We start from the raw sequence: 21,240 nt of genomic DNA, 5'->3' as shown, positions 1-21,240 counted from the left end.
CCCCGCACGTCTGGATTGCGAATACGCCATGACCCTGCAGTACCCAACCATCGCCGATTGCGTCGGCAACACGCCGCTGGTGCGTTTGCAGCGCCTGCCCGGCGCCACCAGCAACACCCTTTTGCTCAAGCTCGAAGGGAACAACCCGGCGGGTTCGGTCAAGGACCGCCCGGCGTTGTCGATGATCACTCGCGCCGAGTTGCGCGGGCAGATCAACCCCGGCGATACGCTGATCGAGGCGACCTCCGGCAACACCGGCATCGCGCTGGCGATGGCCGCTGCGATCAAGGGTTACAAGATGATCCTGATCATGCCGGACAACTCCAGCGCCGAGCGTAAAGCGGCGATGACCGCTTATGGCGCCGAGCTGATCCTGGTGACTCAGGAAGAGGGCATGGAAGGCGCCCGCGATCTGGCCCAGCGTATGGAAGCCGAAGGCCGTGGCAAGGTGCTCGACCAGTTCGCCAATGGCGACAACCCGGAAGCGCACTACACCACCACCGGCCCGGAAATCTGGCGTCAGACCCAGGGCAGCATCACCCATTTCGTCAGTTCGATGGGCACCACCGGCACCATCATGGGCGTGTCGCGCTACCTCAAAGAACAGAGCGACAGCGTACAGATCGTCGGCCTGCAACCGATGGAAGGCTCGGCCATTCCCGGCATCCGCCGCTGGCCGCAGGAATACCTGCCGAAGATCTATCAGGCTGACCGCGTCGACCGCATCGTCGACATGGCGCAAAGCGAAGCCGAAGACGTTACCCGGCGCCTGGCCCGCGAAGAAGGCATCTTCTGCGGCGTGTCCTCCGGCGGTGCGGTGGCAGCGATGCTGCGCTTGTCCAAAGAAGTTGAAAACGCGGTGATCGTCGCGATCATCTGCGACCGTGGCGACCGTTACCTGTCGACCGGCATTTTCGACGCGCCGAACTGATGGCCAAACACGAGAGAGGCCTGCGCTTCCAGCCCACCGGCGGCAGCAAGGCGCCACAGATCCCGACCGGCAAAAAGCAGCGCTTGAACATCGAGCGCCTGGCCAATGACGGTCGCGGTATCGCGTTTTTCGAAGGCAAAACCTGGTTCGTCCTCGGCGCCCTTGCCGGTGAAGAGGTCGAAGCGCGGGTGCTCGGCGCCCACGGCAAAGTGGTCGAGGCGCGCACCGAACGGGTATTCACTGCCAGCGAATTGCGTCGTCCGGCAGCGTGCGCGCACTTTGGTCGCTGTGGCGGTTGCAGCGTTCAGCACTTGCCCCACGACGAACAACTCGCCCTGAAACAGCGCATGCTCGCCGAGCAATTGTCGCGGGTCGCCGGTGTCGAACCTGAGGAGTGGGCAGCGCCGCTGACCGGCCCGGAATTCGGTTACCGTCGGCGCGCGCGAATCGCCGTGCGCTGGGACATGAAGGCAAAAAAACTCGAAGTGGGTTTCCGCGCTGCCGGCAGTCAGGACATCGTCGCGATCAGCGAATGCCCGGTGCTGGTACAGCCCTTGCAGCCAATCATGACACGCTTGCCGGAGATGCTGCGGCGCTTGAGCAAACCGCAGGCGCTGGGCCATGTCGAGTTGTTCAGCGGCTCATCTCTGGCGGTATTGCTGCGGCACATGGCGCCGTTGTCCGAAGCGGATCTGACCATTCTCAAGGATTTCTGCCAGTTCCATGAAGCGCAGTTGTGGCTGCATGGCGAAGGTGAACCGCAACCGGTCGAAGCCGGTCAGAGCCTCGGCTATCGCCTGGAACAGTGGAATCTCGAGCTGGCTTATCGGCCGGGTGACTTCGTTCAGGTCAACGCCGGGGTCAACGAAGCGATGATCGCCCAAGCGCTGGACTGGCTGAAACCAGCGGCTGAAGAACGCGTGCTCGACCTGTTTTGCGGGTTGGGAAATTTTGCGCTACCGCTGGCCAAAGGCGTGCGTGAAGTGGTGGCGGTGGAGGGTGTGCAGACCATGGTCGAGCGTGCCGCTGCCAACGCCGTCAGTAACAATTTGCATAACACAAAGTTTTTTCAAGCCGATTTATCCCAGCCTTTGAGCGATGCCCAGTGGATCGGAAACGGCTTTTCTGCGGTACTCTTGGACCCACCGCGTGACGGTGCTTTCGAGGTGGTGCGCAAGCTCGCGACCCTGGGTGCCAAACGGTTGGTATACGTGTCGTGCAACCCGGCCACGCTGGCGCGCGACACGCAGGAATTGATCAAGCAGGGCTACCGGTTAAAACGTGCCGGGATTCTCGATATGTTTCCTCAGACGGCACATGTCGAGGCCATGGCGTTATTTGAAGCGAGCCAGGACGGCTCGTCTGAATCCGTCTGATCTGTCCGCGCAGCGCTCGCCTGAGCCCCGCGAGCGCGAACGGACACTGAGGATCAGCGATTTGACGCATTGAATCTGCGTCGTAGGGAAGGTAAAGCAGCATGGTACAGGTGAGAGCACACCAGCCGATCAACACCGACGGCAGTATCAATCTCGAGGCCTGGCTCGATCACGCGGTCAGTGTCGATCTGGCACTGGATCGCGAGGCCTTGAAAGAAGCCTGCGAGTTCGCTCGCGAGGCCGAACAGCAGTCCAATGCGAAGAAGAATCTGTGGGCCGAAGGCTCCGGCAGTTTCAGCACGGGCCTTGAGATCGCCGAGATCCTCGCCGACCTCAAGCTCGATCAGGATTCACTGGTCGCCGCCGTGTTGTATCGCGGCGTGCGCGAAGGCCAGATCGAGCTGGCGGCCATCGGCCAGCGCTTCGGTCCGGTGGTGGCCAAGCTGATCGACGGCGTGCAGCGCATGGCGGCCATCAGCACCAGTCTCAGCCCACGGCAATCGATGGTCATGGGCACGCAAGGGCAGGTCGAAAACCTGCGCAAGATGCTCGTGGCGATGGTCGATGACGTGCGCGTTGCGCTGATCAAACTGGCCGAACGCACCTGCGCCATCCGTGCGGTGAAAACCGCCGACGATGAAAAGCGCAACCGCGTCGCTCGCGAAGTCTTCGACATCTATGCGCCGCTGGCCCATCGCCTCGGCATCGGTCACATCAAATGGGAACTGGAGGACTTGTCCTTCCGTTATCTCGAACCCGATCAATACAAGCAGATCGCCAAGTTGCTCCACGAGCGGCGGCTGGATCGCGAACGCTTCATCAGCGACGTGATGACCCAGCTCAAGGACGAACTGCAGGCCACCGGCGTCGACGCCGACATCAGCGGCCGGGCCAAACACATCTACTCGATCTGGCGCAAAATGCAGCGCAAGGGTCTGGAATTCAGCCAGATCTATGACGTTCGCGCGGTGCGCGTGCTGGTGCCGGAAATGCGCGACTGCTACACCGCGCTCGGCATCGTCCACACCCTGTGGCGGCACATCCCGAAAGAATTCGACGACTACATCGCCAACCCGAAAGAGAACGGCTACCGCTCGCTTCACACGGCGGTGATCGGTCCGGAAGGCAAGGTCCTCGAGGTGCAGATCCGCACCCATTCCATGCACGAAGAAGCCGAACTCGGCGTCTGCGCGCACTGGCGCTATAAGGGCACCGACGTCAAATCCGGCTCGAACCATTACGAAGAGAAAATTTCCTGGCTGCGTCAGGTCCTCGAATGGCATGAAGAGCTGGGTGATATCGGCGGTCTGGCCGAACAGTTGCGCGTCGATATCGAGCCTGATCGGGTTTACATCTTCACTCCCGACGGTCACGCCATCGACTTGCCGAAAGGCGCGACGCCGCTGGATTTCGCCTATCGGGTGCACACCGAAATCGGCCACAACTGCCGGGGCGCGAAGATCAACGGCCGCATCGTGCCGTTGAACTACAGCCTGCAGACCGGCGAGCAGGTCGAGATCATCACCAGCAAGCACGGCACGCCGAGCCGCGACTGGCTGAACCCGAACCTCGGTTACGTCACCACCTCGCGGGCGCGGGCGAAGATCGTTCACTGGTTCAAGTTGCAGGCTCGCGATCAGAACGTTGCGGCCGGTAAAACCCTGATCGAGCGCGAACTCAATCGCCTCGGCCTGCCGGCGGTGGACTTCGACAAGCTGGCCGAAAAGGCCAACATGAAAACCGCCGAAGACATGTTCGCCGCCCTCGGTGCCGGTGACCTGCGTCAGGCGCATCTGGTCAACCTTGCGCAGCAATTGGTCGAACCGGAGCGCGGCAACGAACAGTTGGAGCTGATCCCGCGCAAGGCTACCGGTTACAAACCGGGCAAGCGCGGCGATATCCAGATCCAGGGCGTCGGCAACCTGATGACGCAGATGGCCGGCTGCTGCCAGCCGCTGCCGGGCGATGCGATTGTCGGTTACATCACTCAGGGCCGTGGCGTGAGCATTCACCGTCAGGACTGCGCCTCGGTGCTGCAACTGGGCGGGCGCGAGCCGGAGCGGATCATTCAGGTCAGTTGGGGGCCGGTGCCCGTGCTCACCTATCCGGTGGACATCATCATCCGCGCCTACGACCGTTCCGGGCTGCTGCGTGACGTCTCGCAGGTGCTGCTCAACGAGCGCATCAACGTGCTGGCGGTCAACACCCGCTCGAACAAGGAAGACAACACCGCGCTGATGTCGCTGACCATCGAGATCCCCGGTCTGGATGCGCTGGGGCGGCTGCTGGGGCGGATTTCGCAACTGCCGAACATCATCGAAACGCGGCGTAACCGTACTCCGTGATGCAATTGATTGTTCCCTGTGGGAGCGAGCCTGCTCGCGAAGAGGGCGTGTCAGTCGACATCTTTGTTGCAGACACAGCGCCTTCGCGAGCAGGCTCGCTCCCACAATGGTTTTGTGGTGAGACAGAAAAATGATGTACAGCCTCGAAGACCTGCTCCACCTGATGTCCCGTCTGCGCGATCCGCAGTTCGGTTGCCCGTGGGACATCAAGCAAACCTACGCGACGATCGTCCCGCACACCCTCGAAGAAGCCTATGAAGTGGCGGATGCCATCGAGCGTGGCGATCTCGACCATTTGCAGGGCGAGTTGGGCGATCTGTTGTTTCAGGTGGTGTATTACAGCCAGTTGGCCAAGGAAGAGGGGCGGTTCGAATTTGCCGGGGTGATCGACAGCATCACGCGCAAACTGATCCGCCGTCATCCGCATGTGTTCCCAACGGGCGATCTGTACGCGCCGCTCGACGTGCCGCGCTTGAGCGAAGAACAGGTCAAGCAGCGCTGGGAAGAGATCAAGGCCGAAGAGCGCGCCGAGAATGCCTCGGCGCCCGAGCAGTTGTCCTTGCTCGACGACGTGCCGGCCACGTTGCCGGCACTGTCGCGCTCAGCCAAGTTGCAAAAACGCGCCGGGCAGGTCGGTTTCGACTGGCCGGACGCTTTGCCGGTGCTCGACAAGGTACGCGAAGAGCTCGATGAAGTGCTCGAAGCCATGTCGGAAAACGATCCGGTAGCGGTGGCCGACGAGATCGGCGATCTGCTGTTTTCCGTGGTCAATCTGGCCCGGCATCTGAAGGTCGATCCGGAAACCGCCCTGCGCGGCGCCAATGGCAAGTTTGAAAGACGTTTCCGTTTTATCGAACAGGCATTGCGCGACACCCACCGTCCCATGGAAGATTGCACCCTCGAAGAGTTGGACGCCCTGTGGGGCGAAGCCAAACGCCAGGAAAAGAATGAGCCCAGCTGCGGCTGAGCCGTTGCCCAAGTGAGTAAGCATTGATGAGCCTTTCCCTTCGCGACCAGTTGCTCAAAGCAGGCCTGGTCAACCAAAAGCAGGCCAAGCAGGTCAGCAAAGACAAGCAGAAGCAACAGCGCCTGGCCCACAAAGGCCAGGCCGAGCTGGACGATTCGCAGCAGCGCGCCGCCCAGGAAGCCATGGCCGAGAAGGTCAAGCGCGACCAGGAGCTGAACCGTCAGCAGCAGGAGAAGGCCGAGGCCAAGGCCCGCGCCGCGCAGGTCAAGCAGTTGATCGAAGTCTCGCGTCTGCCCAAGCTGACCACCGAGGACTACTACAACTTCGTCGACGACAAGAAGGTCAAGCGCATCTCGGTCAACACGCTGATGCGCAACAAGCTCAGTAGCGGTTCGCTGGCGATCGTGCATCACAACGGCGGCTATGAAGTGATTCCCCGTGAAGCGGCGCTGAAGATCCAGGAGCGCGACCCGCAGCGCATCGTTCAGCTCAACGTGCAGACCGAAGAGGTCAACGCTGAGGACGATCCGTACGCGGCGTACCAGATCCCTGACGATCTGATGTGGTAAATCCACGGCTGTAACAACGACGAACCCCGCTCATGGCGGGGTTTGTCGTTTTCAAATGCTGTGTTGTTTCAGGCGGACTTCAGTTCTCGTTGCTGTTCCTGCACTTCCAGTTCGGCCTTGTAGTTATGGGCATCTATTTCGTTGTGGAACATGCCGACCAGCAAGTCTTGTTGATGCACATCCCAGATACGGATACCGGCGGCCAGGCCTTCGTGGGACATGTGTGAATCGTCGCGTTCAGTTACTTTTACAGTCATCTGCTAGCTCCAAATCTCAAGTTACTGCACCAAGGCGTGTGCAGGACTCTGTTATAGGATTTGTTAGTCAGCTAAGTAAACCGCCAATTGGCGCAAGGTGTTGTTGCGGATTTCGCAACAAAGCTGGAGGCCGCGTAAACCGCGACATTCGGTCGCAGGGGGGTAAGTTTCATGACAGAAGTTTCATCTCCAGAACGCTCTGGATCCCTGTCTTTGATCGTTCCCACGCTCCGCGTGGGAATGCCTCTGGGGACGCTCCGCGTCCAGTGACGCGGAGCGTCACGGGCTGCATTCCCACGCAGAGCGTGGGAACGATCAATATCGCATTCGCGAGCAGGCTCGCTCCCACAGGGTTTTGCGGTGTACCTGCTATTTTCTGCAGGCCAAAAAAAAAGCCCCGAACCAGTCGGGGCGTTTTCATGTGCGGCTCAGCGGTGGGGAATTACTTGCCTTCCCAGCGCTTCAGCACCAGCGTGGCGTTGGTGCCGCCAAAGCCGAAGCTGTTGCTCATCACGGTGTTGATGGTGGCGTTCTCGCGGGTCTTGGTCAGCACCGGCAGATCGGCCACTTCCGGGTCGAGCTCGTCGATGTTGGCGGAGCCGGCAATGAAGTTGCCTTCCATCATCAGCATGCAGTAGATCGCTTCGTGCACGCCGGCGGCGCCCAGGGAGTGACCGGACAGGCTCTTGGTCGAGCTGATCGCTGGAGCCTTGTCGCCGAACACTTCACGCACACCTTTCATTTCCGCAACGTCGCCGACCGGAGTCGAAGTGCCGTGGGTGTTCAGGTAGTCGATCGGGGTGTCGACGGTGGACAGCGCCTGCTGCATGCAGCGGATCGCGCCTTCGCCGCTCGGGGCAACCATGTCGTAGCCATCGGACGTTGCGCCGTAGCCAACGATCTCGGCGTAGATCTTCGCGCCACGGGCCAGAGCGTGTTCCAGCTCTTCGACGACAACCATGCCGCCGCCGCCAGCGATGACGAAACCGTCGCGGTCCTTGTCGTACGCGCGGGAAGCTTGTTCCGGCGTGTCGTTGCGTTTGCTGGACAGAGCGCCCATCGCGTCGAACAGGAACGACTGGCTCCAGTGCTCTTCTTCACCGCCACCGGCGAAGACGATGTCCTGCTTGCCCATCTGGATCTGTTCCATGGCAGTACCGATGCAGTGAGCACTGGTGGCGCAGGCAGAAGCGATGGAGTAGTTCAGGCCCTTGATCTTGAACGGCGTGGCCAGGCAAGCGGAAACGGTGCTGCTCATGGTCCGCGTGACACGGTACGGGCCGACGCGCTTCACGCCTTTCTCGCGGAGGATGTCCAGCGCTTCCATCTGGTTCAGCGTGGAAGCACCGCCGGAGCCGGCGATCAGGCCGGTACGCGGGTTGGACACCTGCTCTTCGGTCAGGCCGGAGTCAGTGATGGCGTCTTTCATGGCCAGGTAGGCGTAAGCCGCTGCATGGCCGACGAAGCGATAGATCTTGCGATCGATCAGCTCTTCAAGGTTGAGGTCGATGGAGCCGGAAACCTGGCTACGCAGACCCATTTCAGCATATTCCGGGTTGAACCGGATGCCAGGGCGGCTTGCACGCAGGTTAGCGGAGACGGTCTCTTTGTCATTGCCCAGGCACGAAACGATGCCCAGACCAGTGATAACGACGCGGCGCATGCGAATAACCCTTAGAAGTTGTCAGTGGAGGTGAACACGCCGACGCGCAGGCCTTCGGCGGTGTAGATTTCGCGTCCGTCGACACTGACCGAACCATCGGCGATGGCCATGTTCAGCTTGCCCTTGAGGACGCGTTTGATATGAATGTTGTAAGTGACTTTCTTCGCGGTCGGCAGCACCTGACCGAAGAATTTCACCTCGCCCGAACCCAGCGCACGGCCGCGGCCCGGCAGGCCTTGCCAGCCCAGGAAGAAACCGACCAGTTGCCACATGGCATCCAGACCCAGGCAGCCCGGCATCACCGGATCGCCTTCGAAATGGCAGGCGAAGAACCACAGGTCAGGGTTGATATCCAGCTCGGCGACCAATTCACCTTTGCCGTACTTGCCGCCTTCTTCGCTGATATGGGTGATGCGATCCACCATCAGCATGTTCGGGGCGGGCAGTTGCGCGTTACCTGGGCCGAACAGCTCACCGCGACTGCAGCGCAGCAGGTCTTCCCGAGTAAAGGCGTTTTGTTTGGTCATGCGAGCTCCTCAATAATCCCATGCGGCAGGTGGGGCAGATCTTCCCGACCGTTCAAGGCGTTCATGCCTCGAACCGGCAGCCTACTCATAGACTATTGCGTTGTGGTGAAAGTCACAGCACCAAGGACATGAATGTACACTTGTGCACTGAAATTTTTAATCAAGCCCCTTTTGGGGCTCGTTCGGGTGCCTAAGACTGCCGCACTTTCGCTTTTCACGCCAGTCGCAGATGGTCGAAAGGCCCACACTACGACACCCAGCGCTGCAAAATCTGCTGCAGGTCATTGCGTTTGAACGGCTTGGCCAGGTAATCGTTCATCCCCGCCGCCAGACAGGTTTCGCGATCGCCCTGCAAGGCGTTGGCGGTCAGCGCGATGATCGGCACATCGCGGCGTCCGGGCAGGTCGCGGATCTGCCGCGTGGCCTCGTAGCCGTCGATGATCGGCAGCCGGCAATCCATCAGAATCACTTCGAATTCGCCACCCTCGGCACTGCGCACCGCTTGCGCGCCATCGGTCGCCACGCTGACGGCAAAGCCGAGGCTGCGCAGCATCGCTTCGATCACGGTCTGGTTGACCGGGTTGTCTTCGACCAGCAACACATGGCGTCCTTCACCCTGACCACTACCGTTCAGGGTGCGCGGCGCGGCCAGCGCGGGCATTGCCTGCTTATAGAGCGCCAATGGAATTTCCAGAGTGAATACCGAACCGCGTCCTTCCTCACTCTGCGCGCGCAACGTACCGCCCATGCGTTCGGCCAGGGTCCGTGCGATCGGCAGACCAAGCCCGGTGCCACCGTAACGACGGGAGATCGAACTGTCGGCCTGCTGGAAGGCATTGAACATCAGCTCCAGACTCTCAGAAGAAATGCCGATGCCGCTGTCGCGCACCGAGCAGGTGAACCAGAGCAGTTCATGATCCAGCGATTGCCACTGCGCTTCGATGCTGACCCGGCCCTGCTCGGTGAACTTCAAGGCGTTGCCGACCAGATTGACCAGAATCTGCCGGATCCGCGTCGGATCGCCCTGCACCTGCAAGCCGCGCATGTCGTCGGGAATGCGCAGATTCAGTGCCAGGCCTCGCTGCACCGCGCTGTGCTGGAACGACTGCGCGCAGGCGCCGATCAGCTCGGCGAGGTTGAACGGGATGTGCTCAAGCTCCAGCTCCGAACGTTCGATTCGCGAGAAGTCGAGAATGTCGTTGATGACCTTGAGCAAATGCTCGGTCGACTCCGAAGCAAGCGCGGCGTATTCGACCTGCTCCTCGGTCATCTCGGTGGTTTCAAGCAACTGCAACATGCCCAGCACGCCGTTCATGGGCGTGCGCAGTTCATGGCTCATCATCGCCAGAAAATCCGATTTGGCGTTGTTGGCCTTTTCCGCCTCTTCGCGGGTCTGGATCAGCTGCGCCATCGCCTGCTGCTGCTCGCGGCTGGCCTGTTCCAGCGCCTGAGCAAGGTTATTGATGTGCTGCGACAGCGCACCCAATTCAGTGTCATCGACAATCGGCAACGGGGTTTTGTAATCGCCTTCCTGAATCGCCTTGACCGCATCGCCGATGTCGCGGATCGGCTGCGACAGACTGCCGGCCAGACGACGGGCGACGACGAAGGTGAAGAGCAGGGCGAACAGCGCGAGAATCCCGGCCTTGAACAGGATCTCCTGCTGGCGCTGACTGAACGCATCGTTGGACAGGCCGACGATCACTCGCCCGAGATAATCCTCGCCGGCGGCGCTGTTGCTGACTTTGCCGTCCTGGAAAAAATCATTGTGCAAGGCGATCCGCTGCAAACGCACCGGCGCCTGGAACACTTCGACCTGATGCGGGCGGCTGTGGCTATCGGCCGGTTGTTCGACATACACCAGAATCCGGTTGGCGCTGTCCTGCACTTCGAGAAAACGCACGTTGGGCGTGGCGAGCGTCGCCTTGAGCAGGCTTTCCAGCACTTCGTTGTTGCCGGAGATCACCCCGTATTCGGTGGCCGGGGCGAGTTGGTTGGCGATCAACTGGCCGGTGTGGTTCAGCTCCTGACGCAAGTCCTGGATGCGCACGAAGGTAAAGAAGCTGATCAACAGTAACGTCAGCAACAGCGCCGGCCCGAGGCTGATCAGCTGCGTGCGGGTGTTGATGTCCCAACGGCGACGAAAACTCATGGGCGGCGCTCTCCTTCGGCCAAGGCACTGGCGACAGATGCTTCATTCAGCGGTTCGATGCCTAAGGAACGAGCCACCTGCGCATTACTTGAGACTTTGAAACGAGCGGGGTAAAGCGCTCGCGGCCAGGCGCTGGTCGGCTGATCGAGCAGATGGTCGAGAATCGCCAGCCAGTCGCTCTGGTCGCTGTAGGTACTGGCGAGGCTGCCCGCGCGAACGAATGCAATGTTGGGGCCGATCAGCGCAACCTGACGCGAGTAGCTGCTGAGCAGGAGGTTTTTCGCCGTTTGCGAGTTGTACAGATCGGGATCGTCGAGGCCGAGCAAAACGTCGCTGCTTTTCAGCACCGCTTGCAGCGGACGGCTGTCATGAATGTTGTCCCAGCGCTGGCTGACAATCTCCAGATTCAATGGCCGCGCAGCCACGCGCAGTTCGTCGAGAAGAAACTCGCCGTGTTCATCGAACAGCACGCCGACCCGCCGCGCCTGCGGCAAGATCCGCCGGATCAGTTGCAATTGCCGGCTCAGCGGTGGGTCGCTCCAGAGCAGACTCAGGCGCGCCGGTTGGGCATCGGCGAAACGCTGGCGCGCCTGCAAGCGGCTGATGCGCAACACCAGCGTCGATGGGCCTTGTGAGTCTTGCAGGCGCCAGTCGAGGCTGGGCAGGTCGAGCAGAATCAAGCGCAGACTGGCCGGTAATTGGCCCGGTGCCGGCAAACTGGCCAGCGGCTGGAACCGCACATTGTCGGTCGGGCGCAGTTCACTCAGCGCTTGCACGAAGGCCTGCACGCCGGGGCTTTCCTCGGCGCCGGTCAACAGAATATCCGCCGCTTGCACCGCGACGCCGTGCAGCCACGCGGTCATGAACAGGCAGAGCCCGGCCAGCCAGTGGCCCAGGGTGGGCGTCTTCCGTGACGGGCCGGTGCGCATCCTAGAACTCCAGCTCGGCACTGAAATACATCACCCGGCGTTCATCGTAATTATTGTCGACGAAAGTATTCGGCTGATGGTCGAGGCGCTGTTGCAGCACGCCGGCCAATTGCAGCTGAGCTTGGCCAATGGCGATGCGTTTGGCGATGCGCGTGTCGACGCGTTCGAAGCGATAGCCGTTGAGCGCGTTGTCACCGTAATAAAAGAGGGCGCTGTTCCAGCCATGGCCCCAGTTGCGCAGCCAACCGGCGGAACCACTGTTGCGCGAGGTGAACTGTTGGTCCAGCGGATTGCTCGCCTCGGCGTCGACGAAGGCGTAGGTCAAACGCAAGCGGTCGGCGCTGCTGAGGCGCCAGTCGAGTTGCGTTTCGGTGCCACGAAAGCGCGAGCTGTTAGCGTTGCTGGCGATGTACTGGTTGTTGCGCAGCGGCTCGCTGATCATCCCGGTGATTTCGTCGTAGAACAGCTTCACGTCCACGGCCAGCCCCAGTTCGGCGAAGTAGCCGTTGTAGCCCAATTCCCGCGAGCGCATGTGTTCCTGATCGAGATCACCGGGGCCACGGGTCTTGACGAAATAGCGCGCCGACGACTGGCCGTAGGCCGAGGGTCGCAGGTTGCTGACCTGATAGCTCCAGTTGACGTTGTTCTCGAACATGTCCGGCGAACGGATCGCCTCCGAGTACACCGCGCGCAGGCCATGACGCGGGTTGATCAGGTAGTTGACCGCGAAGCGCGGGGTCAGCGAACTGCCGATCAGTTGTGTGTCTTCGAACATCGCACCGCCCTGCACCAGCCAGTGCTCGGTAGCGCGCCATTCCAGTTGGCCGAAGGCGCGCCAGGTGGTGTCGTCGAGGGTGCCGTTGAAGTAGGTTTCGGAATCGGCGCGGTCGTAGCGGTAATTCAGGCCGCTGACCAGTCGCAGGCTGTCGGACAGGCTGAGGGTGTCCTGCAGCTCGAGGTCGTAGCGCGATTCGCGGGCGCTCTGGTCGATATCGCCGCACAAGGTCTGGCTGGCACCGTTGCGCCATTGCTCGAGCACTTGATTGGCCAGCGCCATTTCCTGCGGCGTGCCGGGTGCCGCGCCGGGGCCGGTGAACTGGTTGATGTTGCGCGCCAGCCGTTCGGTGTAATTCGGGTTGAGCTGCCACAACTGCGCCAGCTCGGGGCTGAACGACACCTCGGCATCGCAGGCGCGCCAGACTTGCTGGCGATCCCAGTGCTGCGCCGAACCTTGCACATAAAGGCTGTGTTCGGGGTTGATATCGAGGTTCCAGCGCACCGAACCGGCGTAATCCTTGGCCACCACGTCGGAATTGTTCCCGGCGTCGGTAATCCCCGAGAACACCGGGCGATAGGTATAAGGTCGCTGATTGCTACCGTCCTTGGCGTTGAGCTGCCAGTCGAGTCTTTGCCCTTCATTGAGGTCGTGGCTGACCGCCAGGCTCAGACGATTCAAGCGTCGACTGTCGCGATAATCGGCGCCGTTGCGGTCGCTGTCGAAACCGTCGTCTTCCTGGCCGGACAGCGACAGGCGCAGATCACCGCCGTCCCAACCGGTGCCCTGACTGGCATAAAAGTCGTTGATGCCACGCTGGCCGTGTGTGATCTTCAAACGCGTGCCATGGCTATCGGCCGGGTGGCGGGTGATGATGTTGATCACCGCCATCAGCGCGTTGGCGCCGTAGCTGACCGTGTTCGGGCCGCGAAATACCTCGATCCGGTCGATGTCTTCCATCGCTACCGGGATATCGCTCCAGTCCACCGTCGCCAAGCCGGCGCGGTACACCGAGCGGCCATCGATCAACACTTGCATGCGCCGTGCTTCGCTGGCGTTGGTGCCGTGGTAATTCACCGCCGGCTGATTGCCGTTGATGCTGCCAACCATCATCCCCGGCACCAGTCGCAGTAGCTCGCTGATGTCGCGGGCACCGCTGGCGCTGATCAGTTCGCTGTCGAGAACGGTCATGCTCCCCGGTACTTCGGCCGGGGTCTGCTTCAGCCGCGTGGCGGTAAGCACCTGCGGCAGCGTCTGGCTGTCGACGAACAGATCGTCCGCCAGCACCAGCGGGCTGAACAGCAGCGCCAGGAGCAGCGGCGAGCGCGGGGGAGGAGGGCCAGAAAACACGACACAGCCTGCAGAGAGAAGAATTGGCGCGCATGTTAACCGAGGGCGGCGACTTTTCCAGTGACGTTGCAGGCATTTTCCTAGGTTTTATTGGTCTTCTTCCTACAAATGTCGGTAATTGTTGCTGGGGCTGGCCGCCACCGGGTCGCCCCGTATAATGCCCGGCATCGCCACTGGTATGGATTAACGGATTGCATATGACTGAACAGCGCCCGATTGCGGTCCTGGGAGGCGGAAGTTTTGGTACCGCCGTGGCCAATCTGCTGGCCGAGAACGGCCATCAAGTCCTTCAGTGGATGCGTGACCCCGAGCAGGCCGAGGCCATCCGGGTCAATCGCGAAAACCCGCGTTATCTCAAAGGCATCAAGATTCTCCCGGGCGTGACTGCCGTCACCGACCTGCAAGCCACCCTCGACGCCTGCGATCTGTGCTTCGTCGCGCTGCCGTCCAGCGCCTTGCGCACGGTACTCGCTGCCCATGCCGAGCGTTTGAGCGGCAAGATGCTGGTCAGCCTGACCAAAGGCATCGAAGCGCAGACCTTCAAGCTGATGAGCCAGATTCTCGAAGAGATCGCCCCGCAGGCGCGCATCGGCGTGTTGTCCGGTCCGAACCTGGCGCGGGAAATCGCCGAGCACGCACTGACCGCCACGGTGGTCGCCAGTGAAGACGAAGAACTGTGCAAAGCGGTGCAAGCCGCCCTGCACGGGCGCACCTTCCGCGTCTACGCCAGCGCCGACCGTTTCGGTGTCGAGCTGGGCGGGGCGTTGAAAAACGTTTACGCGATCATCGCCGGCATGGCGGTGGCATTGGAAATGGGCGAGAACACCAAGAGCATGCTGATCACTCGCGCCTTGGCCGAGATGACCCGCTTTGCGGTGAATCAGGGCGCCAACCCGATGACCTTCCTTGGTCTGGCCGGGGTTGGCGATCTGATCGTCACCTGTTCATCGCCCAAAAGCCGCAACTACCAGGTGGGCTTCGCCCTCGGTCAGGGCTTGAGCCTCGACGAAGCGGTGTCGCGTCTTGGCGAGGTCGCCGAAGGGGTCAACACCCTCAAAGTGCTCAAGGCCAAGTCCCAGGAAGTCGGCGTGTACATGCCGCTGGTCGCCGGGCTGCACGCGATCCTGTTCGAGGGACGCACGCTGGAGCAGGTGATCGGTCTACTGATGCGTGCCGAGCCGAAAACCGACGTCGACTTTATTTCCACCAGCGGTTTCAACTGATTCAGCTGTTACACGGACAGGAAGCAACCCATGAACGATTCGAAAAGCGAAACCCAGTACGAATCCATCCTCCTGCGGGTGTTGTGGATGATCGTTTATCTGCTGGTCTGGCAAGTCGCGCAGTTCATCCTCGGCGCGGTGGTCTTGGTGCAACTGATCTACCGCCTGATCTACGGCGCACCGAGCGCCAGCCTGATGAATTTCGGCGACAGCCTCAGCCAGTTCCTCGCGCAGATCGGCCGCTTCGGCACGTTCCACAGTGACCAGAAGCCCTGGCCGTTCGCCGACTGGCCAGCGCCGCGCACCCCGGAAGGGGAAGCGCCGCACACCGTCGCCCCGGCCGCGCATCCGGTGCGCGATGAGGAGCCCAAGCTATGAAACTGTGGGTATTGCGTCATGGTGAGGCGGTGCCTCACGGCTCGAAAATCGATTCCGAGCGCGAGCTGACCGAGCATGGTCATAAAGAAGTCCTGCGCAGCGCGGGGCATCTGATCGGGCAGCCGCTGACGGCGATCTATGCCAGCCCTTATCTGCGCGCGCAGCAGACCGCGCAAATCGTGCGCGAGGCGCTGGGGTTCGAGCCGGAGATCCGTACGGTCGAGTGGCTGACGCCGGAGAGCGATCCGGACAAGGTGGCCGAGCAATTGGTGTCGGTGAGCAATGTGCTGCTGGTCAGCCACAACCCGTTGGTGGGCAATCTGCTCAGCTATCTGCAACACGGCGCCGGGCATCCGTCGGAGAAGGTCAGTACAGCGGGGCTGGCGGAGCTTGAGCACAGCGAGCTGCTGATTGGCTCGATGAAGCTCAACAGTCTCAAGCACCCTTAACGCCATATCCCTGTGGGAGCGAGCCTGCTCGCGAAGGCGGCGTGTCATTCACCCTTTTTGGGGCTGACATACTGCATTCGCGAGCAGGCTCGCTCCCACATTGATTTCTGCCAATCCGTGAAATTATTTGTTTGAAAATTCCAACCAAGCACTTGCTTGGTTGACTACGCTTGCTCCAGACCAAAAAAACAGGAGCGAGTCGCATGTCTGCCGCCTTCCGTTTGCCGCTGGACGTGTTCTACGAACGGGAAGCCCGGCACCCGCGCCAGCGCTTTCTGGTGCAGCCCATCGGCGGCGGTCAGGTCGAGACGCTGACGTGGGCCGATGTCGGCCATCAGGCCCGCTGCGCCGCGCACTGGCTACGCGCGCGGGAGTTGCCGCCCGGCAGCCATATCGCCCTGATCTCAAAAAATTGCGCGCACTGGATCATCGCCGACCTGGCGATCTGGATGGCCGGACATGTGTCGGTGCCGCTGTACCCCAATCTCACCGCTGAATCCGTTGCGCAAGTGCTGACTCACTCGGAAAGTGCGCTGGCGTTCATCGGCAAACTGGATGACTGGGCGGGCATGTCGCAGGGCGTGCCGGCGGGCCTGCCGACCATCAGCCTGCCACTGCATCCGCCAGGCGAGTTCGATTACAGCTGGGCGGACCTGCAGAGCTGTTCGCCAATCCAGGACGATCCACGTCCCGCCGCCGAGCAATTGGCGACTATCATCTACACCTCCGGCACCACAGGCCTGCCCAAAGGCGTGATGCACAGTTTCGCCAATCTCGGTTTCGCCACCAGTCGCGGCACGCAGCTGTTCGGGCTCAACGAGAACGATCGGCTGCTGTCGTATCTGCCGCTGTGCCACGTTGCCGAGCGCATGTTTGTCGAGTTGGCTTCGATCTATACCGGGCAGACCGTGTTCTTCGCCGAAAGCCTCGAGACTTTCATCACCGATCTGCAGCGCGCGCGGCCTACGGCAATGTTCGGCGTGCCGCGTATCTGGACCAAATTCCAGATGGGTGTGTACAGCAAGATCCCAGCGCAGCGTCTGGACTTCCTCCTCGGGTTGCCCTTCATCGGCAAGCGGGTCGGGCACAAAGTGCTCGCCGGGCTCGGCCTGGATGCCTTGCGCGTAGCGTTGTCCGGTGCCGCGCCGGTGCCGCAGACCTTGCTCGCCTGGTATCAGAAACTTGGCCTCGATGTGCTGGAGGTGTACGGCATGACCGAGGGCTGCGGTTATTCGCATATCTGCCTGCCGGGGCGATACAAGCAGGGCTGGATTGGCCAGCCGTGCCCGGAAGTCGAGGTGCGCATCGATGAGTCCGGGGAAGTGCAGGTGCGCAGCCAGGCCAACATGCTCGGCTATTTCAAGGAACCGCAGAAAACTGCCGAGACGCTCACCGCAGACGGCTTTCTGCGCACCGGCGACAAGGGCGAGCAGGACAGCGAAGGGCGTCTGCGCCTGACCGGCCGGCTCAAGGAAATCTTCAAGACCAGCAAGGGCAAATACGTCGCGCCGGCGCCGATCGAAAACCGCCTGGCGGTGCATTCACGCATCGAACAAGTGTGCGTGGTCGGCGATGGCCTTAGTGCACCGCTGGGGTTGTGCGTGCTGTCCACCGTCAATCAGCAAGAGCCTCGTGCCAGTCTGCACGCGAGCCTGGAAAAGCTGCTGGAAGAGGTCAACGCCGCCCTCGACAAGCACGAACGCCTGCACCGGCTGGTGGTGGTGAAGGACTACTGGGCGGTGGATAACGGCTTCCTCACGCCGACCCTGAAAATCAAACGCAACGTCATCGAAGACCGCTACGGCGCACGCTTCGAAGAATGGAGCGCGCGCAGCGAGGCGGTGCTGTGGCAGGATTGAGCATCGACTACAACAACAAAGGAAGTCTGCGATGAGCTTGTGGCGTACTACTCCCGACATCGAACAGTTGAACGCAATCCAGAAGAACACCATCGGCGAAGTGCTGGATATTCGCTTCGAAGCCTTCGACGAACAGTCGCTGACCGCGAGCATGGTCATCGACCATCGCACCCACCAGCCTTACGGTCTGCTGCATGGCGGCGCATCGGTGGTGCTGGCGGAAACCGTGGGTTCGATGGCCAGTTATCTGTGCATCGATGCCAGCAAGTTCTATTGCGTCGGCCTGGAGATCAACGCCAACCATTTGCGCGGCTTGCGCAGTGGGCGGGTGACGGCGGTGGCCACGCCGATTCATATCGGCCGCACCACGCATGTCTGGGACATCCGTTTGACCAGCGACGAAGGCAAGGCCAGTTGCGTGTCGCGCCTGACCATGGCGGTGGTGCCGCTGGGGGAGCAGCCGCCGCTGCGCTGATGGTAGCGGTCGGACGGTGGCATCACCTCACTTAAAAGTTGAGTTGTGCTCGGGAGTATCGTCGCTGGCCCGGACTGGTCTCGCTAACGACGTAGTATTGGTCGACATCGGTCGGTGGGCTTTCGCGAACGATGCCGGCGCCGACCTCGTTTTTTTCAAGGTCCCAGAAGGTTGTGCCCAGCTCTGCGCTCAGGCCGGGCTTGGCGATCGTGACGAAGGTCGAGCGTATGTCCCCGACTGCGCTCACGACCGCACGGCTAACCGCCGTTCGGGTATGTACGTCCAGCGCGTCGTAGCCAGGGATCTGTGACACGGCCAGATTGGCGATCTGCCCCAGAGATAAAAAGAAATGACGGCTGCTGTAGCCGACCACCGCGTTCTCCTGATTGAAGCTCGGTTCACTGTCGCTCGAAGGCCTGGCTGGTGTTCCCCGCGCCCCTCTTACCGCTGAGGCAGCGGCAGCACTGGCAGCCGTGACTGCCGAGACGGAAAGAACCGACTGCAACACATTACCGGTTGCGTCGTTGCCAAACAGCACTGAGCCACCGAATCCGGTGGCGCCTGCTGCCAATCCTGCCCCAACCACGCTGGCCGCTCCCGTGAGCGGATCGACACGGCCCACAGCCGGGTTGCTCGGACCGGCATTGGCGAGATACTGCGCCGATATCTCACGAAACAGCGTACCGAAGGCGCTGCCGATCTGGCCCGCCGCTGCGGGATTGCCGCGTGGATCGAGCATGCCGAGCAGTGAAGGCGCGGCGCCCAAGGCTGCACCTATTACGGCACCACCGATTTTTGCAGCCAGAGGTCCCCAATCGGCCGGGGAACTGATGTGCATGGAACTTTGCGCCCAGTTGGCACCGGCATAGCCACTTATGCCACCCGTTACGGCGCCCGCCAACGCACCTCCAATGCCCACCGCAACGTTGGCCGGAGGCAGGACACCGACGAAGGCCGCTTGCGCGGCGGCGGCAAAAGCTGCGCTAACAAACTCGCGCGTGGCTGTCGCGCCCGCTGCCTTGGTGGTGTCCCATCCAGTCAGTCCCTGGCGGTCGACAAACCTGACGGGATTGCCGCGCACCATCAAGTACTGATTCATACCATCGGTGATACCCACCGGATCCGGGCTGATCCAGCGCATCAACCAAGGCGCATAGAAGCGTTGGCCATAGTAGTAAAGGCCGGTGGCATCGAGCTCCTGGCCTGCGTAGCGACGGGTCTTGTAGCGGGCCTGTACCTGATCCGGGCCTGCCCACCACGAGGTGCCGCCATAGGGGAAATAGTTCTCCTCGCAGATGGTGTTGCCCTGATCGTCGAGGACCAGCATGTTCGAGCCAAGATGGTTGCTGAACTGGTAGCGATATTGATCGGCAACCTTGTCTTTCTTGTCCCAGTGCAGGATTTCAACAGCACAACGTCCGGCCTGTACGGAAATGACGTGCAAGGTTTCATCGGCCCGATGGCGTACTTCCAGCCCTGGCAGGTAGCGCGTTTCATGCGATTGCGCGAGTGCTGGCGATTGGATGAGGCGTATTTTGCGCTGGCGCTGGCCCGCACCGTCATACACATAGCGTTCGCAGTCGTTTGTAGCGTCCTTGCGCATGACCTGATCGACCTGAAGCAATCGTCCGCCAGCACTCCAGCGCAAAGGCTGGCCGGGCTGGAGCATTTTCCGGTTGCCGTTGCTATCGAACCCGGCGGAAATCTCCAGCTCGTCGGGCAACGTGCCGCTGACAGTCTGTTCCAGGCCACGATTGCTGTATCTGGAAATCGCCGTGCGCTGCGTCCAGCTCTTGCTTGCGGCGCTGTGAACCAGGGCGATGAGGTTGCCGGCTGCATCATAGGTGTAGGCCTGGCGGTAGTTTTCGAGCTGCGCCGAATCTGGTGGAGAGCTGAAGACCGGCTCCTGGGGCCCATTGACCGTGCTGCTTCGTTGCCAACCCGTGGCACCAATCAATTGGTAGAGGCTGTCATAGATAAACGAGGAAACAGGATTGATGGTCTGGTTGCGAAAAAACCGCGTGGGCTGCGCCATGTCCTCGACACTGAGGATGTTGCCGACCGGATCGTAGCAATAGACCAGATGTTGCAGGGCGGGGCGCCCGTCCTTTTCGGCAATGATCTTCAGGAGTCGGCCGCTCTGTGGATCGTAGAGATTCTGGCTGATAACGCCGTTAGCGGCTGCCTGACGCAAAACCTGATTGCCCGCGTTGTACTGGATATCGTGCAATAACAGTCTGGGCTGCGAATCCTGCGCGACTTTGAGACTGATCTGGTTCAGTTGCCCGCCGACATCCAGATGGAGCTGTTTCTGATTGCCCATAACGTCTTGCTGGCTGATCGTTTCGTTCAACGCGTTGTAGCCGATATGGGTTGCGGCACCGCTCTCGCATTCATGCAGCAGGTCTCTCTCTGCCACGGCTTGCGGCCAGTCTGGCTCGTCGAGGTCGCTGAGGAAATGCCGTACACACCTGAGCTGTTCACCCGTGAGGGAATATTCAGGAAAAAATTCGCTGCCGGCACTATCGTCATGGCGAACAATTCGGCCGCATTGGTTGTGCGCTGCGCACGATGACGAGCTGCCGCCGTAACTGAAAAAGCCACTGTTTCTGGCGCTCATGCCCTGTACGTGTTCGACGATACTGACCGGGCGCAGCAGCAAATCATAGTCGGTCAACGTCTGCGTCATCAGCCCGTCCCAGGCGATGAGGCGTTGTCCTGCTGCGCCCGGCAATGTCAGGCGAAGCGCGCCATCGACGCTGTCGCTGGAGAGGGATACCCCTGTGAGGCTGGAAATCACGGTCAGGTTGGGGCGGGCGTCGGGTTCGCGCTGATGCAGCGCACCCAGGCGTGGATCGCAGGCTTCGGTCAATTGACCTGCAACGTTGTAGCGCTGGCGATAAATGCGCGGGTCGATCGGCCCACCGGCCGTTTCACGACAATAGGACACCGTGGCAACGTTCAGTCCTCGTGAATCCATCACGGCGAGTGTCGGCGTATGAGTGTGCATGACGC

At 61.2% G+C, this 21,240-nt stretch carries 17 protein-coding genes; 10 read left to right on the top strand and 7 right to left on the bottom strand.

Going from position 1 to position 21,240, the window contains the following annotated elements:
• The first annotated feature begins 28 nt into the window (after positions 1–28).
• The 5 genes from cysM (at position 29) to OK411_RS20935 (ending at position 6,188) form a co-directional block, all read left to right on the top strand.
• Positions 29–931, top strand: coding sequence for a cysteine synthase CysM (gene cysM / locus OK411_RS20955; RefSeq protein WP_039757833.1), 903 nt, complete (start codon positions 29–31; stop codon positions 929–931).
• Positions 931–2,307 (top strand): 23S rRNA (uracil(1939)-C(5))-methyltransferase RlmD, encoded by a 1,377-nt coding sequence (rlmD, locus tag OK411_RS20950; RefSeq protein ID WP_217878683.1) that lies wholly within the window; start codon positions 931–933, stop codon positions 2,305–2,307. Before cysM ends, rlmD begins: the two co-directional genes overlap by 1 nt.
• Positions 2,308–2,408: 101 nt before the next feature.
• Positions 2,409–4,652, top strand: a complete 2,244-nt coding sequence (relA, locus tag OK411_RS20945) for a GTP diphosphokinase (RefSeq protein WP_264365629.1) — start codon at positions 2,409–2,411, stop codon at positions 4,650–4,652.
• 133 nt (positions 4,653–4,785) lie between these two features.
• Complete coding sequence (gene mazG, locus OK411_RS20940) at positions 4,786–5,619, top strand: nucleoside triphosphate pyrophosphohydrolase (RefSeq protein WP_136492911.1); 834 nt, start codon at positions 4,786–4,788, stop codon at positions 5,617–5,619.
• Positions 5,620–5,645: 26 nt separating this feature from the next.
• Complete coding sequence (locus OK411_RS20935; RefSeq protein WP_016773645.1) at positions 5,646–6,188, top strand: DUF2058 domain-containing protein; 543 nt, start codon at positions 5,646–5,648, stop codon at positions 6,186–6,188.
• A 68-nt stretch (positions 6,189–6,256) separates the two neighbouring features.
• Here the strand turns inward: OK411_RS20935 and OK411_RS20930 are convergent, their stop codons facing one another.
• The 6 genes from OK411_RS20930 to OK411_RS20905 all read right to left on the bottom strand — a co-directional run bounded on the left by OK411_RS20930 (position 6,257) and on the right by OK411_RS20905 (position 13,841).
• On the bottom strand, positions 6,257–6,445 hold the full coding sequence (locus tag OK411_RS20930; RefSeq protein ID WP_016773646.1) for a hypothetical protein: 189 nt from the start codon (positions 6,443–6,445) through the stop codon (positions 6,257–6,259).
• A 442-nt stretch (positions 6,446–6,887) separates the two neighbouring features.
• Entirely contained in the window at positions 6,888–8,108 is a 1,221-nt protein-coding gene (gene fabB, locus OK411_RS20925) for a beta-ketoacyl-ACP synthase I (protein WP_016773647.1), read from the bottom strand.
• 11 nt (positions 8,109–8,119) lie between these two features.
• Positions 8,120–8,635 (bottom strand): 3-hydroxyacyl-[acyl-carrier-protein] dehydratase FabA, encoded by a 516-nt coding sequence (gene fabA / locus OK411_RS20920; RefSeq protein ID WP_024013962.1) that lies wholly within the window; start codon positions 8,633–8,635, stop codon positions 8,120–8,122.
• Between the two features lie 247 nt (positions 8,636–8,882).
• Positions 8,883–10,787: an ATP-binding protein gene (locus tag OK411_RS20915; RefSeq protein ID WP_016773649.1), complete on the bottom strand. Its 1,905-nt coding sequence runs from the start codon at positions 10,785–10,787 to the stop codon at positions 8,883–8,885.
• A complete protein-coding gene (locus tag OK411_RS20910) occupies positions 10,784–11,716 on the bottom strand; it encodes an ABC transporter substrate-binding protein (RefSeq protein WP_264365628.1) in 933 nt (310 codons plus the stop codon). The genes OK411_RS20915 and OK411_RS20910 overlap by 4 nt, the downstream gene beginning before the upstream one ends.
• A gap of 1 nt (position 11,717) precedes the next feature.
• Positions 11,718–13,841, bottom strand: coding sequence for a TonB-dependent receptor plug domain-containing protein (locus tag OK411_RS20905; RefSeq protein ID WP_264365627.1), 2,124 nt, complete (start codon positions 13,839–13,841; stop codon positions 11,718–11,720).
• Positions 13,842–14,038: 197 nt separating this feature from the next.
• Here OK411_RS20905 and OK411_RS20900 point away from each other — a divergent pair, with 197 nt between their 5' ends.
• From OK411_RS20900 to OK411_RS20880, 5 genes are all read left to right on the top strand, one after another.
• Positions 14,039–15,064 (top strand): NAD(P)H-dependent glycerol-3-phosphate dehydrogenase, encoded by a 1,026-nt coding sequence (locus OK411_RS20900; RefSeq protein WP_024013958.1) that lies wholly within the window; start codon positions 14,039–14,041, stop codon positions 15,062–15,064.
• Positions 15,065–15,094: 30 nt separating this feature from the next.
• The gene (locus tag OK411_RS20895; protein WP_024013957.1) at positions 15,095–15,442 is read left to right on the top strand and encodes a DUF4389 domain-containing protein; all 348 of its coding nucleotides are present in this window, start codon (positions 15,095–15,097) and stop codon (positions 15,440–15,442) included.
• Complete coding sequence (gene sixA, locus OK411_RS20890) at positions 15,439–15,891, top strand: phosphohistidine phosphatase SixA (protein ID WP_264365626.1); 453 nt, start codon at positions 15,439–15,441, stop codon at positions 15,889–15,891. Before OK411_RS20895 ends, sixA begins: the two co-directional genes overlap by 4 nt.
• A gap of 203 nt (positions 15,892–16,094) precedes the next feature.
• Positions 16,095–17,750, top strand: coding sequence for an AMP-binding protein (locus OK411_RS20885; protein ID WP_264365625.1), 1,656 nt, complete (start codon positions 16,095–16,097; stop codon positions 17,748–17,750).
• Positions 17,751–17,781: 31 nt separating this feature from the next.
• On the top strand, positions 17,782–18,225 hold the full coding sequence (locus OK411_RS20880; RefSeq protein ID WP_016773655.1) for a hotdog fold thioesterase: 444 nt from the start codon (positions 17,782–17,784) through the stop codon (positions 18,223–18,225).
• A gap of 31 nt (positions 18,226–18,256) precedes the next feature.
• Here OK411_RS20880 and OK411_RS20875 read toward each other — a convergent pair whose 3' ends face one another.
• Positions 18,257–21,235 (bottom strand): RHS repeat domain-containing protein, encoded by a 2,979-nt coding sequence (locus OK411_RS20875; protein WP_136492915.1) that lies wholly within the window; start codon positions 21,233–21,235, stop codon positions 18,257–18,259.
• Between the last annotated feature and the right edge of the window lie 5 nt (positions 21,236–21,240).

The sequence above is a fragment of the Pseudomonas sp. RG1 genome, from assembly GCF_025910115.1.
GTDB classification, from domain to species: Bacteria; Pseudomonadota; Gammaproteobacteria; order Pseudomonadales; family Pseudomonadaceae; genus Aquipseudomonas; species Aquipseudomonas atacamensis.
Note: the sequence above shows the minus strand (reverse complement) of the source record. Positions and strands in the feature narration are given on the sequence as shown.